This window comes from Alienimonas chondri, assembly GCF_013036045.1.
GTDB lineage: Bacteria > Planctomycetota > Planctomycetia > Planctomycetales > Planctomycetaceae > Alienimonas > Alienimonas chondri.
In genome coordinates, this window is sequence record NZ_WTPX01000015.1 from 20,804 (window position 1) to 38,247 (window position 17,444).

Below are 17,444 nucleotides of genomic sequence, written 5' to 3' on the forward strand. Positions count from 1 at the left end.
AGATAACGCAGAGGCTTTTCAAAGCCTCTGCGTTACTAACAGGGAATAGAATCAGGAAGCGGCCGCGGAGTCGGCGTCGCCGCGATCGAGGGACAGCAATAAACCGACGAGTTGAGCGATGCCCCGCATCACGGGTTCGATCATCACGTAATCCATCTTGTCGTGATGCTTGGACCCCTCGCTGATGCCCAGCGTCACCGCGGGGATGTCGCGGGCGATGAACTCGCTCAATTCGCTGGGGCTGTGGCCCTGATCCGGCTCGATGCCGAGTCCTTCCATCACCTGCACGCAGCTGCGGATGAGGGGGTGCGAGAACCGCAGCCCGCCCGCGGTTCGGCGGAAGAAGACGTCCAGATCGGCGTCGACGGCGTGCCGGGCGCTCATCTCGGAGACGATGTCCTCGATCTGCTCCAGCACGCGACCGATCATTTCGTCGCTGTGGCTGTTAATTTCAAAGCCCAGCGTCGCCTTGTCCGGGTCGACGTCGTAACTCTTCCCGGCCCGGACGCGGGCGATGCGAATCTTCGTGAACGGCCGCGTCGGCGTTTCGATCGCGAGGATACGGTTGATGATGTAATTGAGGACGACGATCGCGCTCTCGGAACCGTACGACCGGCTCTCGACCGGCCGCACCCGACAGGAGATATCCCCCCGGATCGTGCCGATGCTGAAATAATTCAATCGGCCCAGCGCGACGCCTTCGACGCAGACGCCGAAGTCGTAGGGACGAGTCGCGTGATCGAGAAAGAACTTCAAGCCGGCGTGGTCGCCGCGATCGAGGCTCTTCACGCTGCCGAGCAACTGCAGGTTGCAGTTTAATTCGATGCCCAGTTTCTGCAGCACCGTGGGCAGCATCGTCAGCGCCGCGGCGCCGAGGGAGTTGTCGGAGATGCCCGGTCCCTCGATGCGGTCGGCCAGCACCGTAGCGTTATGGTCGATGCTGGCGGGGACGATCGTGTCCAGATGGGCGACCAGCAACACGGTGCGATCGCCGACTTTGCCCGGGAGGAAGCCGACCGCGTTGCCGGCTTCGTCGGCGCCGGCGTCGGGCAGGCCGCTCTCGGCGAAGCGGTCCATGATGTACTGCACGCGACGCTCCTCGCCGCCGGTGGGAGCGGGCGTCTGGCCGATCATCACCAGATTCGCCAGCATCTCCTCCCGCATCGGAGCCAACTGGGCCGGCAGGTCCGCCAGCAGCCCGACGGGCGCCGACCCCGCCGGCGTCGCATGACTGCCGTTCGAGCCGTCCTCCACCGTGCCGGTGACGGGGTACACCCCCGGTTTGGCGCTCGCCGCTCTCATAGGTCGCTTCAGTCCGGGGACGTGTCGATGTGGGACTGATCGTACCCGCGAGGCGTGCGAGCGGCGACGCAGGCGCCCGACGCGAACTCGGGAGGCGCGGCTTCCATCGCGGCGAAGCGGGTTACACCGGCTCGATCACCACCGCCGGTCCCATCTGCGGCAGCGGGATGATCTTCGCTTCCAGCGAGACCGTTTCCACGACCGCGACGCTGGGGGTGCGGCTGACCCAGCCGCCGCACTCGCCGGGGTTCACCATCAACCGGCCCGCGGCGTCCTTCGCCACGGCGTGCCGATGCGTGTGGGCGTAGACGACGACCTGCGGCCCCCCCTCCTCCGGCGGCAGAGCCTCACGCAGGTGCTCGCGGACTTCGCTCAGTTGATGGCAGAGCAGAAATCGGGTGCCGTCCGGCGCCGTCACGCAGAGCGGCGGCTCGCCGACGGGGCCGACGATTCGCATTCCACCCTCGATCCCGACGCGGTTGCCGTCGTTGTCCCCCCAGCAGGCGACCAGCGGGCAGTGCAGCTTGCGTAGAGGCGGCACCACCAGCGGACTGACCAGATCCCCCGCGAACAGCACCAGCCCCACGCCGGATTCATTGAAGAAGCGCACGGCCCGACGAACGTTGTCCGCGTGATCGTGGGCGTCGGCGAAGACTCCGACCAGCACAGTTGAAAGGCGGAATGGGGGAGGCGGAGGGCGGAAGGACGCGCAGCCGGTTGCCGGCGGGGCGTCTGAGCCGGCACTGTAGCGGAATGCGTGATCCTCGGCCGGTGCCCGACGCCGATTCCCCTTCCGCCGTCCCCCTTCCGCCTGCCGCCCTGCACGGCTGGCGGGCGGGGTCGCTGGTGCTCATCGCCCTGTCGCTGGGGCTGCACGTCGCGGCGTCGGTGCGGGCCGAACCGCTCCGCAGCGCCAACGATCGCAGCCGCTGGGCGACGGTGCGGGCGCTGACGGAACGCGGGGACTTCCGCATCGACCCCTACGAGTTCCAACCCCGTTGGAGCACCATCGATCAGGTGCAGGTCGACGGAAACCTGTATTCGACCAAGCCCGCCCTGCTGCCGATCACGGCGGCGGCGATCTCGCTGCCGGTCGAGGCGGTCACCGGTTGGAACCTCGCGAAGAACCCGGAGCCGCATACCCGCTGGACGCTGCTGATCCTGAATCTCCTGCCGTTCGCCGCGGCGTTGCTGGCGGTGCGGAACCTGCTGAGCGACGTGGCCCGCACGGACCTCGCCCGCTATCTGACGTTGGGAACGCTGGGTTTCGCGACGGCGATCAGCGCCTTCCTGCCGGTGTTTAACAACCACACGATCGCCGCCTGCTGCTGTGCGCTGGCGGCGGTCCCGCTGATTCGCATCCGCCGCGGCGCTCAAACCGGGGGAGACCGGAGCGAATGGCGCATCGCGGCAGCGGGGTTCTTCGCGGCCCTCACCGCCTGCAACGAATTGCCGGCCGGGCTGTTCGGGCTGGCGGCGCTGGCCGTTTGTCTGCGGGCCGATTGGAAACGCACGCTGATCTGGTTCGCCCCCGCCGCGGCGGTTCCCGTGCTGCTGTTCGCCGCGGCGACGCTGTGGCAGACGGGATCGCTGAAACCGTTCTATATGAGCTACGGCTCGGAAACGTACGAGTTCATCCGCAACGGTCAGCCGAGCTATTGGATGCACCCCACCGGCCTCGACGCGGCCCGCGACGGATTCTGGACGTATCTATTCCATTGCACGTTCGGACATCACGGGATTTTCTCGCTCACGCCGATCTGGCTGCTGGCCGGCTGGGCGTGGATGCATTCGCTTCGCCCCCTGTTCACCAAGTCGGCGGACAAACGGCATCCCCTCGCCGGGTTCGCGGTCGTGACGGGGCTGCTGAGCGTCGCGATTCTCGCGTTCTATCTGACCCGGACGGAAAACTATAATTACGGCGGTCGATCCGTGGCGCTGCGGTGGATGATCTGGCTGGCCCCACTGTGGGCGTTGTGTTTGGCGCCGCTGGCGGACGCGATGGAGCGGCGCCGGTGGTTCGCCCCGCTCGCGGCGACGTTGCTGGCCCTCTCCGCGACCAGCGCCTGGCTGGACGCCCCCGACCCGTGGCAGAACCCCTGGCTGATGCGGGCGATGGAGGAGCGCGGCTGGATCGACTATTAACGCCGCGCCGCCCGTCCCGGCTGACGTGCGCTGCGTACCTCGCTCGATCCCCCGCGACTCGACTTATCCCGTGATCAAATTCGCGGCGTTCGCTCCGCTGTTCCGCCCGGAGACGCTCCGCGGCCCGTTGCGGACGTTCGTCCTTCCACCCCGCGTGGAACTCCTGCGGGACGAAGTGGCGAAGTAGGCGGATCTCGTCGGCTCCGGCCGGGCGACGCTCGCCGACCTCCGCGACGCCAACCCGGATCGCGACCCCGCGGCGCTGCTGGGGTTGGTGCAGAAACTGCTGGTTCGAGTGCTGTTGATCGCGTTCTGCGAAGACCGCGGACTGATCCGGGCGCACAGTCTCAAGCGGGCGTTCGAGCACACCGACGCCTCCTCCCCCGAAGACGCCTCCGCGAACGACGCCGCACCGACGCTGCTGGACGTGGCGATCCTCGGCCATCTGTTCGAGCAAAGCCTGGACGGACCGGAGGATCTCCGCCGCGACGCCGCGGAGAACCCGAACCAAATCGCCCCGCGGACCGGCAATAGAAAAACGAAGCGTCGCTCCACCGGAGCGTTCTACGCGCCAGGCGCCCTGCCTGATGCGGTGAATCCGTCGTGCGTGGCGGGTCGGTTGGGGAGGGTTCTTCGTCTGGAGCGACGAATCGTCGCCCCGCGGCGAACCCGTGGGCGTTGCCGAAGGTCCGGCAAGTCCCTACCGTGTCCCGCCGTCGCTCACTCGCTGCATCGACATCTGTCGTACAGCGAACCGCGTCGGCTCCCGAAGGCGTAGCTCAGTTGGTAGAGCAACGGACTTTTAATCCGTAGGTCCAGGGTTCGAGCCCCTGCGCCTTCACTTGGCAAGCGGTTGTCGGAGGACGGTTTGCGGCGGACAAGTGTTCGATCGCAGCCGCGCTCCGCAGAGGGTTGTTAGCAGAATCGTCATCAACGTCCGCATCGGGCGGCAGCACCGTTCAATGTCTCATCTCCACGTCGTCGAGCCGCTCACCGCTGCGGCGACCGCGTCCGCGGTGAGGTCGGCTGCGGCTTCGGCGTAGTACTTCAACGTGGGGTCGAGGCGGCGGCGGCACGCCGGCACGCGGAGGTGTTGCGGCAGGCCCCGCCGGGCTCAACGGAAGCTAAGCGACCGACGGAGGTCATGACGAAGGCGCCGCTCCGGGGGGGAAGACGGGCTGCAATCCGACCGATCGCGGCAAGCGGGACCTGCTGACCGGAGGGGGCGGCGTGCCGATCGGTCTGGCGGTCGCGGGAGCGAACCGGGACGAACTCAAGCTGTCGAATGAGACGCTCGAAAGCTGCCCGATCTCACAGCCCGAGCCGACCGACGAGCGACCGCCGAGGCCCTGCCTGGACAGGGGCTGCGACGAACGGGAAGTCCGCGAACCGTTGGCAGGATACCGGGACAAAGCGGCTCCGGCAGGGGTGAACTCCACCGCGACCGCCACGGCCGCCCTGGGAGCCGCGGCGGCGGAGGCGACCAGCTGCAAAGAACGACGCTCGGAGTCAGGCCAAGCTCGTATCTCATCGAAACCACGCCGGCCTCGGAGAGCGCCGCTCGGGTCCACGGCGGCGATCAAATTCGTACTTACTTAGTCGTTCCGGTCCCCCCGACGCGGCCTCTTCCGATCGTTCTCCCCCTCAGACTTCTCATAGTCTTGGGGCAGCTCGGCGACCCAGGCGCGAGTCTGCTTTGTCAGCTCCCTCGCGACGTCCGGGTGCGACTCGACGAGGTTGGCGCTCTCCGAGGGGTCGACCGAGAGGTCGTAGAGCTGGACCCCGCCGTCGCGTTTCCGGCCGAGGTGCAGTTTCCAACGGCCGTCGCGGACGGCCGGACCGCTGTTGGGCGAGCTGGTCTTCCAGTACAGCGGCTTGGTGCGGTCGCGGGTCTCGCCGAACCACGCGGCGGAGATGTCCTCCCCGTCCAGGCGCTCGGGCAGTTCGTCCACCCCGGCGATCGCGGCCAAGGTGGGCATCCAGTCGATGAATGAGCCGACGTTGTCTTGATCCACCCTTCCGGCCGGTACGCGGCCGGGCCAGCGGACGATGAACGGGACGCGGGTCCCGCCCTCGTACTGCGAGTGCTTGCCGCCGCGGAACGGGCCGGCGTAGCCGAGCATGTTCTTCGAGTACTCGCGGACCCCTTTGCCGCTGAGCGCCACCGGGGCGGGCCCGTGGTCGCTGGAGAACACGACGATCGTGTTCTCACTCAGGCCGAGTTCGTCGAGCGTATCGAGCACGCGGCCGACGTTCCGGTCGATCTGGAGGACGTCGCCGAGGTACTGCCGCATCGACGCGTCGAGGTCCCCGTCGATCCGGGCGCTCTCGTCGAACTTGTGCTGCATCGCCTCCGAGAAGTCGTCGCGGTCGACCGTCACGTCTTCGAACTCGGCGACGAGCGGGTCGGGCGTGTTGACGGGGAAGTGGGTCGCGTGGCCCCAGACGTTGACGTAGAACGGGCCGTCCCGGTGGCTACGGATGAAGTCGATCGCCGCGGAGTAGAGGGCGTCGTCGCGGCCGTCGTCGTCGCGGGTCTTGCCGATCACCTCCACCGTGTCGAGCCCGTACGTCCCGTCGGCGTCGTCCGGCCCGATGTGCCACTTGCCGAAGTGGCCGGTCGCGTAGCCGCGATCCTTCAGCAGTTCCGTGATCGTGACGCGGTCGCCGAACCCGAAGTCGGCCGCGTACTTCGGGAACCGGGCGGGGAACAGCCCCGTCATCAGGCCCGTGCGGCTCGGGTTGCAGGTGACCCCGGTGACGTAAAACTGCTCGAACCGCGTCCCCTCGCTCGCCAGCCGGTCGATGGCGGGGGTCCGGGCGTATGGGTGCCCGTAGCAGGCGAGGTCGCCGTACCCGAGGTCGTCCGCGAACAGGAAGACGACGTTCGGCGGTCGGTCCGCGTCTGCGGCGGAGACGCCGCAGGGTGAGAGCAGCAGTCCGGCGAATAACAGCGAAGTTCGCAGCGCCAGGCTCCGGACCGGGGGGAGGGGAATCATGGCGAGCGTTCTTCTGGAGTTTTGGGACGGGGGAAAGAGCGGCGCGACGGAGTTTTGGCCGCAGACCGCGGTCCGCGGGAATGTCGCCTCAAAGCGTTCGACAGGAACGTGTCCGCGGCGGCATCGCGGAAGCGGTCGGCGGGGGCGCTGGGGTCGTGCGTTTCCCCGATGAGGAAATGCAGCGACGGGTCGGTGGTGTCGAGGTGCGTCAGCGGGGAGGCGAGCCGGTAGGCCGCCGGCCTGTCCGCCTGCGTCCCGCCGAGGAACTGCCGCCAGATCGCCCGGCCGGGCAGCGCCGAAACCGCCGCCACGCGGTCGGACAACAGGTCGTTCCGGGCCCCCATTGGGGCGGCCGCCTGCACGGCGAGGGCGTCGACCCACGGCAACATCTCCTGCACGACGACGTCCTCCAGCGTAATGAAGGCGAACCGGTCCCCGAAGACGAGGTGGTCGGGAGCGTACCGCCGGTTCGCTCCGCCGACGACGCGGAAGTACTCCCGGGCGATCCGCGGGAAAAACGCCCGGTCGCGAGCCGCGTCATCCCCGCCCTCCCACGTCTCCATGAACGTCTGATAGGCCCGGCGTCCGGGCGCGTCCGCGGCGGCCGTACCCGTAGGCGTTGAAGCTGAGGTCCTTGCAGGCCGCGGAGAGGGCGGCGTTGTCGAACGCCGCCCGTTTGGCGCCGACATGCGTGGCTCTGTGGGCGAAGAACGGCTCCCCGTCCCAGCCGATCAGCCAGTGGCGGCCGTCGATTTTGGTGGGGGGCGACTTTCTGTCGCTCCCCCTCCCCGCCCGCCCCGGACGGGCCGGGCATGCACGGGGCGACGGCGACGACGGCAAGGAGGGCGAGCCGCATGACGGTTCGAGCATGTGGGGCCAGAGATTCGGGGGCGCCCCGGACCGGGGCGGCCGAGCGGCCGCGAAGCGCCGGCTCGACGCATCGGCGGCGATGGATCGGCGGTGGGCGATACCGTACCGTCGCCGCATGACGCGCACGCTCTTCACGCACCCCGGGCAGGCCCTTCGGCTCGGGATCGTCATGGGGTTGGTTGCTGGCGGGTGGGCGCCGAACGCGTCGGACGCGGACGCGGCCGAGCAGCCGAACGTGGTGCTGATCCTCGTCGACGATCAGGGGTACTACGATCTGGGCTGCTACGGGGCGACGGAGGTTCGCACGCCGCGGATCGATGCCCTGGCCGGCCAGGGCCTGCGGCTGACCGATTACTACGCCGCGGCTCCGATCTGCAGCCCCTCGCGGGCGGGGCTGCTGACCGGGTGCTATCCACGCCGGGTCGGCAATGCGACTTGGGTGCACCGGCCCGACTCCCCCTCCGGCCTGCACCCCGACGAACGAACGCTCGCCGAGTTGTTCCACGAGAACGGCTACGCGACCGCCTGCGTGGGCAAATGGCACCTCGGGTTCCACGAGCCGTTCCTGCCCCGCAACCAGGGCTTCGATCACTACTACGGCCTGCTGCACAACCTCGACCGCTATGAAGCGGTTCATTTCGAAGAGGCCGGCGGCGTGCCGCTGCTCCGCAACGGCGAGGTCGTCGCCCGTCCGGCCGACCCGGCGACGCTCACGCGACTCTACACCGACGAGGCGATCGACTGGATCGAACGTCGCACGGCGGAGCGAGACGGCCAACCGTTCTTCCTCTACCTGCCGCACACGATGCTGCACAACCCGCTGGGCGTGGGGGAGGCGTTCCGCGGCCGCTCCGGGTGGGGAGAGTACGGCGACGCGATCGAGGAGCTGGACCATCACACCGGTCGGTTGCTCGACGCGCTGGACCGGCTGGGGATCGCGGACGAGACGGTCGTCGTCTTCACGTCGGACAACGGCCGCGGACCCGGCCGCACGCCGGAGCAGCCGATCCGCGGGCGGAAGCTGTCCACGCTCGAGGGCGGCATTCGCGTGCCGGCGATCGTCCGCGGGCCCGGCGTGCCGGCGGGGCGGACCTCCGACGCGGTGATTCATGCGATGGACTGGTACCCCACGCTGGCGACGCTCGCCGGCATCGAGGTTCCCGCAGACCGCGTCATCGACGGTCGGGACGTCAGCCCGCTGTTGCTCGGCGAGAGCGACGCCGTGCCCGCGGCGGCGGCCTCGGAAGCGCTCAACGGTCGCGTCCCCCTCCGCCGTCGATGGGAGCCGTCGGCTGAATGGGCCGCGGACGTGCCGCGGAACCAGTACCTCGACGCCTTCTTCTATCACGGCAGCCAGGGGGCGCTGGCGGCGGTCCGCTGGCGGGACTGGAAGCTGACGCTCCACCCGGCGCCGCAGTTGTTCAACCTGCGAACCGACCCGGGGGAGACGGAACCGGTCCGCGACGGCGAGGTTCTCCGCAAACTGCGGGGCATGGCCGTGCTCTTCCAAGAAGAGATGCGGCTGGACGCCCGCCCCGCCGGTCGCGTCGAAGTTCGCCCTGCCGACGCCGGCGCCCGTCTCCCGCGGTCGTTGACGGACGACCTGCACGTCGAACGCGACGTGACCTACGTCCGCCGCGGCGACCGCACGCTGGAGATGGACCTGTTCCGCCCGAAGGACGCCTGGGGAGCCCGACCGGCGATCGTGTGCGTGCACGGCGGCGGCTGGGCGAACGGAAGCCGCGCGAACCACGCCCCGCTGGCCCAGGCCCTCGCGGCTCGCGGGTACGTGACCGCCACGATCTCCTACCGCCTCAGCGGCGAGGCGCCCTTCCCCGCGGCGATCCACGATTGCAAGGCCGCCGTCCGATTTCTGCGGGCCAACGCCGGCCGATACGGCATCGATCCGGACCGCATTGGGGCGATCGGCCTGTCGGCCGGCGGGCATCTGGCGGCCCTGCTGGCGACCTCCGGCGAGGACGGCGAACTGGCCGGCGCCGACGGGCTCGCCGGTCACAGCGATGCGATCCAAGTCGCCGTGGCGATGGGCGCCCAGACGGACCTGCTGTCTGAGCGGGTCGCGGCGGTCTCCGCGGACGAGAAACGCGGGGGGATCTGGCGGCAGTTTCTGGGCGGCAGTCAGGCCGAAGCCCGGGGGCGATACCGACTCGCTTCTCCGCTGGAGCGGCTCGACGCGGACGACCCGCCGGTCCTGTTCATCACCGGCGAGCGCGACGACCCCAGCACGCGGGCCGACCGCTTCCGGGCCCGGGCCGCGGAACTGGGCATCGAAACGGATCTCGTCGTGCTCGACGGGGCGCCGCACCCGTTCCTCGGTCGGCAGGGCTGGTTCGACGAGGCCGTCGACGCCGCCGATCAATTCTTCCGCCGCGCCTTCGACGAACCCGACGGTCCGACCGAGGCGACCCGTCCCCGTTCCCCGCACTCTCCGTCTTCCAGCGCCGAGCTTCCCGAATGAACGCCCTCGCCCCGCTGCTCCTGCTCGCGGCCTGCGGCCCGGCGTTCGCCGGGGATGCCGGCACAGCGGCCCGACCGAACGTCGTGCTGATCTACGTGGACGACCTCGGGTACGGGGAACTCGGGTGCTACGGCTGCCCAGACATTCCCACGCCCCACGTCGACCGCCTGGCCGCCGAGGGCGTGCGGTTCACGGCCTCCTACATCACCAACCCGCCCTGCTGCCCGAGCCGGTGCAGCCTGATGATCGGTCAGTACGCCCAGCGGTTCGGCAAGTACGGCATGTCCCGCGGGCTGCCGATCCCGAAGGACCAGCCGACGCTCGCCCGGCGCCTCGCCGACCACGGGTACGCGACCGGGCAGATCGGGAAATGGGATCTCGGGTCGAAACGGCAGAATTCGCTGGACGTCGGCTTCGCGGAGGTCGCCCGCACGCCGCCGAAGAAGCGGTATTCGGAGGCCGAGATCGCCGCGATGCCGGTCCCGTTGCGGCGGAAGATCGAGTCGCAGGGCGGCCGGTCCAAGTACTTCTGCCTCGACGCCGACGGCCGGGAGCGGTGGCTGACCGACTACGACGGCGACCTGATGGTCGAATTCGTGGACCGGCACGCCGACGAGCCGTTCTTCCTGTACTGGTCCCCGGATGCGGTGCATTCCTTTACCGACGAGACGCCGGAGCGGTTGCGCGACCGCACGACCGCGACCGGCAAGCGACGGGCCCTCGCCGGGTCGATCGTGTCGGTGGACGACCAGGTCGGCAAACTGCTCGCCGCCCTGGATCGCCGCGGGCTGCGGGAGAATACGCTGGTGATCTTCTCCAGCGACAACGGGGCGAATCCAGCCGAGGGCGGCCGATCCGCCCCCTATGCGGGCGGTAAGGGCGCCGGCACGCAGAAGGAGGGCTGGGTGCGGGTGCCGACGGTCCTGTCCCTGCCCGGCGTGATCCCGGAGGGAGCCACGCATGACGGACTGATCGCCAACTTCGACCTTTATTCGACGGTCTCGCAGCTGACGACCGGCGAGATCCCGCCGCACTGCGACGGCGTGGACCTGATCGCTCAGGTCCGCGGCGAGCGGCCCGGCCCGGCCCACAAGCACCTGTTCTGGCGGAACGACCAGCCGGACGACGCCCCGCGGCGGCACCTGCTCGCGGTGCGGTGGGAGGACTGGAGGCTGTACCGTCAACGCGCCGCCGACCCCTGGCAGCTGTTCGATCTGTCCGCCGACCCGCGGGAGGAGACGGACCTCGCCGCCGAGCGGCCGGACCTCGTGACCCGCCTCGCCGAGCGACACGCCGCCTGGTCCGCGACGCTCGCCCCGCTGGCGACGGTTCCGAACCTCCCCGGCCCGTCGACGGCCGTCGGCCCCGGTCACGGCTGGGCGACCGCCGCCGACTCCGGACCTGCCGGCCGCCGCCCCGCCGGCCGCTGAACACGTCGGCTTCCCCCGGTCCCTTGCAACTCGCCACCCCGCCGTCCCCATGAAGAGCCCGATCGGCAGCCGCCGTCTTCTCGCGACCGTCCTGCTTGGCGTCGCCGCCCTCCCGGCCGCGGCGGCCGATCCCGACCCGGCCGACGACCGCCGGCCGAACGTGGTGTTCCTCGCGGTGGACGACATGAACGACTACGCCGGCTTCCTGGAGTCGGCCCCGCGGGCGGTCACGCCGAACCTCGACCGGCTGGCGGCCCGCGGGGTGAACTTCACCAACGCCCACACCGCCGGGGTGTATTGCGCCCCCAGCCGGGCGGCGATCTTCTCCGGCCAGTTCGCCTCGACGACCGGCTGCTACACTTCGGCGGAGTACTTCGTCCATCGGCCGGAGATCGAACCGCTGCAGGTCAGCTTCGACAAAGCCGGCTACCGGACGCTCGGGGCCGGCAAGCTGTTCCACCACCCGGCCGGGGCGATCGACATCCGCGGCTGGGACGAGTTCTTTCTGCGGACCGACCGCCAGCGGCAGTCCGGCTGGCCGCTGGACTCCTGGGCGGAGCCGTCGCCGCTGCCCGACCCGTTCCCGAACAGCGTCTACAACGCCGACCGCGAGATCACCGGCGGGCTGTTCCTCGAATGGGCCGCCCTTCCGAACGACCGCGAAGGGGAGATGGCCGACACCCAGCGGGTCGACTGGGCCGTGGAGACGCTCCGCGACGGGCTGCCGGAGGACGCCGACGCGCCCTTCTTCCTGGGCGTCGGTCTCTACGCCCCGCACTACCCGAACTACTGCCCCCAAAAGTACTTCGACCTGTACGACCGCGACGCGATCGAGTTGCCGCCCGTCCTCCCCGGCGACCGCGACGACCTACCGCCGAAGATCCAACGGGCGATGAGGAACCGGGTCCGCATCTCGCAGCGTGTGGACGAACTGGATGCGCTGCGGGACGCGCTCCACGGCTACCTGGCCTGCATCAGCTACGCCGACGCCCAACTCGGCCGCATCCTCGACGCCGTTGCCGCCCGCGGCGATGCGGAGAATACAGTCGTCGTGTTGTGGAGCGACCACGGCTACCACCACGGTCAGAAGGGCCAGTGGGGCAAGCACACGCTGTGGGAGCGGACCTCGAACGTGCCGTTCGTCTGGGCCGGACCGGGCGTCGCCGCCGGGACGGAGGTCGACGCGACCGTCAGCCTGATCGACCTGTATCCCACGCTGGTCGATCTGTGCGGCCTGCCGGCCCCGCGGCAGACGTTGGAGGGGCAATCGTTGGCGTCGGTTCTGGCCGACCCCGCCGAGGCGGAGGACCGCCGGGTCTTCCTGCCGGACGTGACGCCCGGCGAATACGCCGTCATCACCCGGGACTGGCGTTACATCCGCCGCGACGACGGCGAGGAGCTTTACGACCTCTCCGCCGACCCGCACGAATGGCGAAACCTCGCCGGCGACCCGGCCCGCGAGTCCGTGAAGGAGCGCCTGCGGGCGCGGGCTCCCGAGACCTTCGCGGCGCCGAACCCAAAGCTCAACGCCCGCCGGGATCTTGTCGTCGAAGGCGACCGCTTCCGCTGGGAGAAGGGCGAGGGCAACGCCCCGCCGGCCCGCAAAGCCAACGATCGGTCAGTCGGCGACGCCCGCGGCCGGTGAGCCGGCCGCGTCCGCCGGCCCGGCGTAGTCCCGCCAGAACTTCGTCGCCGTGTCGGCGTCGACCCGGTCGGAGGTCACGAGGTAGCGATAGCGGGACACGTACTCGCGGCCGGGTTCGATTCTGAACTGACCGAGCGCCATCGGCGCGAAGCAAAAGTAGGGTTTGTCGGGGTGAAGCCGCACGGGCTGCGGGGCGCGGAAGTTGTCGGGGCTGCCGAACGCCGTGAACGAGACGTCCTGACCGTCGAGCCGGCCGCTGAGGGAGACCCAGTCGGGCCGCGTATGGTTGCCGTCCCGCCGGTCCTTGCCGTCGCTGGTGAGAAACCGCAGCCCTCCCGATTCGCCGCCATCGCCGCCGCCGCCGTCCCCGAGCCATTCCGACTGACCGCGGAACGCCATGCCGCCGTAGCGGTATCGTTCGAGAATCAGCGGTTCGTCCGACGCGCACGTTTGCACACTTTGGATGTCGAACAGGAAGTGGTCGTCCGGCGTCCGGTGCACGGTGACCGTCCAGACCTCGTCGAGGGCGTCGACGCGGTCGTCTCCCTCTCCGACCGTGAACGCATGCTTGACGCTGAAGGAGACCTGCTTCTCGCCCCGGCGAATGTCCGCGACGCCCCGGAACTCGATCCCCGCCTGTCGCTTCGCCTGATTCCAGAAGTCGACCTCTTTCCCGTCGAACGTGCACTTCGTCCAGGCGAAGAAGAGGGCGTGCTGATGCGCGTGGTCCGGCGGGTAGTCCCCCGTGATCTCCTCGCCGGTCGGGCTGTAGATCGGATGGAGATACCCGCTGCGGCTGTAGTACGACTCAATCCCGTCCGGGACGGGTCTCGCGGTTTTGACGTAATTCAGCACCGGCTTGCCGCGCAGCGTGACGCGGAGGGCGTCGTCCGTCTCGATCAGTTTCAGTTCGCCGCCCCGCGCGGCGGTCGGTCCGACGCCGAAAGCACTGAGCAGCGCGAGCGAGACTGCGAATTGAGAGGCCATCATTCTGTTCCGGTCTACGGCGTTGATGTCTTTGACGCTTCGGTGAGGCACGGATCGCGGCGGCGTGTTCCGGGGCTCCGCGGTGGAAATCCGGCCTCGGTCACCTCCCCGGCCGCGTCCGCTTCGGCCGTCGCTCCTTCGCCCGCAGGTCGAGAACTTCGGGCATCGGGGTCGCGGCGACCGCGCGGGACGGCAGCTTCGACCGCATGTCTTCCACGACCGCGGCGAACGCCGGGTCGTCGATGCGGTTCGTCCACTCCCGCGGGTCGGAGGCCGTGTAGAACTCCTCCTCCCCGTCGCGGTAGCGGACGTAGCGGCCGCGTTCGTCGCGGAGCGTCAGGTAGGCGACGTACGGCTCGTCCGGTCCGCCCCTCTGCGTCAGCCCGGTGATCGCCGTGCTCTCCCACGCCGCGTCCGGGTCGTGCAACAAGGGCGTCAGCGACCGGCCGTCGACCGGCGTCGGCGGCGTCAGGTCGCACAACTCGGCCAGCGTCGGGTAGAGGTCCTGCAGCGAGACGAACCGTTCGCACACCGCCCCCTCCGGCGTGACGCCGGGGACGCGGATCGTCAGCAGCACGTGCGTGGCCTCTTCCCACAGCGTCGCCTTCTGCCAGTGGTGTTTCTCCCCGAGGTGGAACCCGTGATCCGTCAGAAAGACGACGATCGTGTCGTCCCGGTGGGGGCTCTCCTCCAAGGCGTCGAGCACCCGACCGAACTGAGCGTCGGCGAAGGTGGTCGTCGCCAGATAGGCTTGAACGGCCTCCCGGTGGAGGTCGGCTTCCAGCACCGCGTCCACGAACTTGCCTTTGCCCTCCGTCAACTGGAGAGCGGACGCCGGCACGTCGTCCAGATCGTCCGGCGGCAACTCCGGTAGGACGATTTCGTCCAGCGGGTAGAGGTCGAAGTACTCCTGCGGAACGTACCAGGGCATGTGCGGGTTGAACGTTCCGTAGGCGATGAAGAACGGTTCGTCACGGTCCTCCCGTAGCGCGGCGATCGCCCGGTCGGCGTTGCCGGTGTCGTTCATCTCGGCCTCGGTCAGGTGGATCGGTCCCCAGTCCTGCTCGCCGCGGCCGACGGCGGTGAGCGGCGCCCCCGGCGGCGCCGGGTCCCGCTTGTGGCCGACCTTCACGTCCCAGCCCTCCTTCTGGTCCCAGCCGTGGGTGATCTTGCCGAACCCGGCGGTCGCGTAGCCCGCCTGCTTGAACAGCGAGGCAAGGGAGGTGGCGGCCCGCAGCGGCTCGCTCTCCCCGGCCCCGGGAAGGTTGTGGTAGTGCCCCGACCGCCACGGGGCGACGCCGGAGAAGAAGGCGCTCCGCGAGGGCGAACAGACCGGCGCCGCCGCGTAGGCCCGCTCAAAGTTCACCCCGCTCGCCGCCAGCTTTTTCAGGTTCGGGGCGACGACCTTGCCGGCGTAGCGGTCCGGGTCTTCGAGGATCCAGCTGTTCAGATCGTCGGCGACGAGGAACAGGACGTTCCTCCGTTTCTCTCTCGACGCCGCGGCCTCCTCCTCGGGAGCGGCGCTTTCGGCGGCGGCCGCGGGCGGCGACGGCCGTTCGGCGGAGAGGCGGCGGACGCGGAGGTTCCGGAACGAGACGTGCCGGACGCGCTCCGGCTCTTTGACGGCGTGCACCTGCAACCCGATCACGCCGTTCGGGTAGGTCTTGTTTAGTTCGTCGTCGAACGTCACATCCGTGACAGGCTCGTCATTGATCCAGGTCCGGACCCGCTTGCCGTCGGCGAGGACCCGGACGCGGTTCCATTCCCCATTCTTCATGTGGCCGTGGCGGACGAGGTCCTCCGCCGGGGTGAACCAGCGGCCGTTCCCCTGCCCGAAGATATGGCCCGAGCGTCCCGGCGATCGGCCGAGGTCCACCTGCGGCCCGTGCACGCTCCGACGCGACGTGCCGTTCTCCCTCAGCCGCGTGAGTTGCGTGCGGAATTGCACGCCGGAGTTGAGGTCCGTGTCGTGCAGCTTCACGTCGAATTCCAGTTCGAAGTCGGCGTACTCCTCCTCCGTGAACAGGAAGTGCGTTTTCCCGGTGCTCGCGCCGACGATGGCGCCGTCCTCCACGGAGAACTTCGCGTCCTGGTCCGAGGCGTTCCAGCCGTTGAGGGTCTCGCCGTCGAACAGTTCCCGCCACTCCCCCCCGGACGCGGCGGGCGTTCCCCCCGCAAACAGGGCCGCGCACAGGAGGAACGCCGCGCCGGCGGACCAGGACGGGATCGCCGTGAGGCGGCGTGAGAAACGGGAATGCGTCATTGCAGGCAGTTCATCGCGGGATGAGCGGGGACCGTGTGCAGAAAGGGCATCAAACTTCCGGGAGGGCGAAACCAGCCCGGCGGTCCTTCGCGAGCAGGGCGTTCGCCTCGTCGTCGCCGACGATCTGTTCGCGGGCCGCGTCCCATTCGATCGTGCGGCCGACGGTGCGGCAGAGATTGATGAGGTGGGCGACGCTGACGGTCAGGTGCCCGATCTCGACCGGGGCGTTCGGCTCCTCCCGCGACTCGACGCAGTCGAGCCAGTTGGTCACGTGGTTCTCCGCGTCTTTCCCCTCGAAGGGGGGAATGAGATCCGGCGGGTTGCAGGCGAACCGGCCCCGATTGATCTCCACCTTGCCTCGGTCGCCGATAAAGATCCCGCCGAACGCCGGGCCGTCCTGGCTTTCGACCCGCACCGTCACGCCGCCCGGGTAATAGAGGCGGACGCCCCGCTCCCACGGGTGGTCGCCGCGGACCGTCGGCTCGACGCGCTGCGGGGCGGTGTTCTCCCAACCCATCGCGAGGTGCACCATATCGAGCGCGTGGGCGCCGCGGTCGCAGATCGTCCCGCCGGTGAACGGATCCCAGCGCCGCCAGCTCCGGTGAAGGCTGGAGTTGTAGTCGAGCAATTCGGCCTGGTCGCAGAACCGGTTCCAGTTCATCCCCTCCGGGATCGGCTCCTTTTCTAGACCTGCAACCGGTCGAGAACCGGTCATATTTTTAACGAGAATCGTGTGCACCTCCCCGGCGGCCCCCTCGCGGACCTGCCGGCAGGCGTATTGATTGATCCGCGTACTCCGCTGCTGCGTGCCGACTTGAAGCACGCGGTCGTGCTTGCGGACCGCCTCGACGAGAGCCCGCCCCTCCGGAATGCTGAAGCTCAGCGGTTTCTCCGCATAAACATCAAGACTGCGTTCGCAGGCCATAATCGCCGCCCGCACGCGGACATGGTCCGGGGTCGCGATCACGACGGCGTCCAATTCCTCCCGGTCGTAGAATTCCTCGTAGTTTTGATAGACGGCCCACTTCGGCTCCTGTCCGATCTGTTTTTGATACTCCTCGGCCAGCGCGGCGACCTGCGGGAGGTGACAATCACAGACGGCGACGAGCCGCGACCGGTCCCCGTCCCGCAATAACGCCCGGAGAAGCCACCGCGCCCGCCCGCCGGCGCCGATCAGGCCGACGCGGATCGGGTCGTCCGCGGTCCGCCGCGTCGCCGCCGGGGCCCCGGACGGAAAGGCCGCGGGGAGTGCCGCGGCGGACGCCGCCGCGGTCGATATTCTTAAGAAACCGCGGCGGGTCGCGGGGGCCGGCGGGCGAGACAT

General features: G+C 69.3%; 12 protein-coding genes and 1 tRNA gene. 6 read left to right on the forward strand and 7 right to left on the reverse strand.

Annotated elements, in window-relative coordinates:
• Window positions 1-51 precede the first annotated feature (51 nt).
• Window positions 52-1,275: a M28 family peptidase gene (locus LzC2_RS03865; RefSeq protein WP_171183962.1), complete on the reverse strand. Its 1,224-nt coding sequence runs from the start codon at window positions 1,273-1,275 to the stop codon at window positions 52-54.
• Window positions 1,276-1,423: 148 nt separating this feature from the next.
• On the reverse strand, window positions 1,424-1,969 hold the full coding sequence (locus LzC2_RS03870; protein ID WP_171183964.1) for a YfcE family phosphodiesterase: 546 nt from the start codon (window positions 1,967-1,969) through the stop codon (window positions 1,424-1,426).
• Between the two features lie 104 nt (window positions 1,970-2,073).
• On the opposite strand from LzC2_RS03870, the gene LzC2_RS03875 reads away from it, so the two are divergent.
• The 3 genes from LzC2_RS03875 (at window position 2,074) to LzC2_RS03885 (ending at window position 4,288) form a co-directional block, all read left to right on the forward strand.
• Window positions 2,074-3,447, forward strand: a complete 1,374-nt coding sequence (locus tag LzC2_RS03875; protein ID WP_206678547.1) for a hypothetical protein — start codon at window positions 2,074-2,076, stop codon at window positions 3,445-3,447.
• Between the two features lie 274 nt (window positions 3,448-3,721).
• The gene (locus LzC2_RS03880) at window positions 3,722-4,225 is read left to right on the forward strand and encodes a hypothetical protein (RefSeq protein WP_171183967.1); all 504 of its coding nucleotides are present in this window, start codon (window positions 3,722-3,724) and stop codon (window positions 4,223-4,225) included.
• Window positions 4,216-4,288 (forward strand) — tRNA-Lys (locus LzC2_RS03885). The genes LzC2_RS03880 and LzC2_RS03885 overlap by 10 nt, the downstream gene beginning before the upstream one ends.
• A 754-nt stretch (window positions 4,289-5,042) precedes the next feature.
• Here LzC2_RS03885 and LzC2_RS03890 read toward each other — a convergent pair.
• Window positions 5,043-6,446: a sulfatase family protein gene (locus LzC2_RS03890; protein WP_171183969.1), complete on the reverse strand. Its 1,404-nt coding sequence runs from the start codon at window positions 6,444-6,446 to the stop codon at window positions 5,043-5,045.
• Window positions 6,443-7,009 carry a hypothetical protein gene (locus LzC2_RS03895; RefSeq protein ID WP_171183971.1) on the reverse strand — a complete coding sequence of 189 codons (567 nt, stop codon included), beginning with the start codon at window positions 7,007-7,009 and terminating at the stop codon, window positions 6,443-6,445. Before LzC2_RS03895 ends, LzC2_RS03890 begins: the two co-directional genes overlap by 4 nt.
• A gap of 56 nt (window positions 7,010-7,065) precedes the next feature.
• Between LzC2_RS03895 and LzC2_RS03900 the strand changes: the two genes are divergently transcribed.
• Genes LzC2_RS03900 through LzC2_RS03910 form a run of 3 tightly spaced genes read left to right on the forward strand, consistent with a single transcriptional unit; the run spans window position 7,066 to window position 12,870 of the window.
• On the forward strand, window positions 7,066-9,795 hold the full coding sequence (locus tag LzC2_RS03900) for a sulfatase-like hydrolase/transferase (protein WP_246254728.1): 2,730 nt from the start codon (window positions 7,066-7,068) through the stop codon (window positions 9,793-9,795).
• A complete protein-coding gene (locus tag LzC2_RS03905) occupies window positions 9,792-11,225 on the forward strand; it encodes a sulfatase family protein (protein WP_171183974.1) in 1,434 nt (477 codons plus the stop codon). Before LzC2_RS03900 ends, LzC2_RS03905 begins: the two co-directional genes overlap by 4 nt.
• Window positions 11,226-11,274: 49 nt before the next feature.
• A complete protein-coding gene (locus tag LzC2_RS03910) occupies window positions 11,275-12,870 on the forward strand; it encodes a sulfatase (protein WP_171183976.1) in 1,596 nt (531 codons plus the stop codon).
• On the opposite strand, the gene LzC2_RS03915 is transcribed toward LzC2_RS03910, so the two are convergent.
• The 3 genes from LzC2_RS03915 to LzC2_RS03930 all read right to left on the reverse strand — a co-directional run bounded on the left by LzC2_RS03915 (window position 12,844) and on the right by LzC2_RS03930 (window position 17,444).
• On the reverse strand, window positions 12,844-13,857 hold the full coding sequence (locus tag LzC2_RS03915) for a DUF6807 domain-containing protein (RefSeq protein ID WP_171183978.1): 1,014 nt from the start codon (window positions 13,855-13,857) through the stop codon (window positions 12,844-12,846). The genes LzC2_RS03910 and LzC2_RS03915 overlap by 27 nt on opposite strands.
• Window positions 13,858-13,957: 100 nt before the next feature.
• The gene (locus LzC2_RS03920; RefSeq protein WP_246254729.1) at window positions 13,958-16,120 is read right to left on the reverse strand and encodes a sulfatase-like hydrolase/transferase; all 2,163 of its coding nucleotides are present in this window, start codon (window positions 16,118-16,120) and stop codon (window positions 13,958-13,960) included.
• Window positions 16,121-16,169: 49 nt separating this feature from the next.
• Window positions 16,170-17,444: a Gfo/Idh/MocA family protein gene (locus LzC2_RS03930; RefSeq protein ID WP_171183980.1), complete on the reverse strand. Its 1,275-nt coding sequence runs from the start codon at window positions 17,442-17,444 to the stop codon at window positions 16,170-16,172.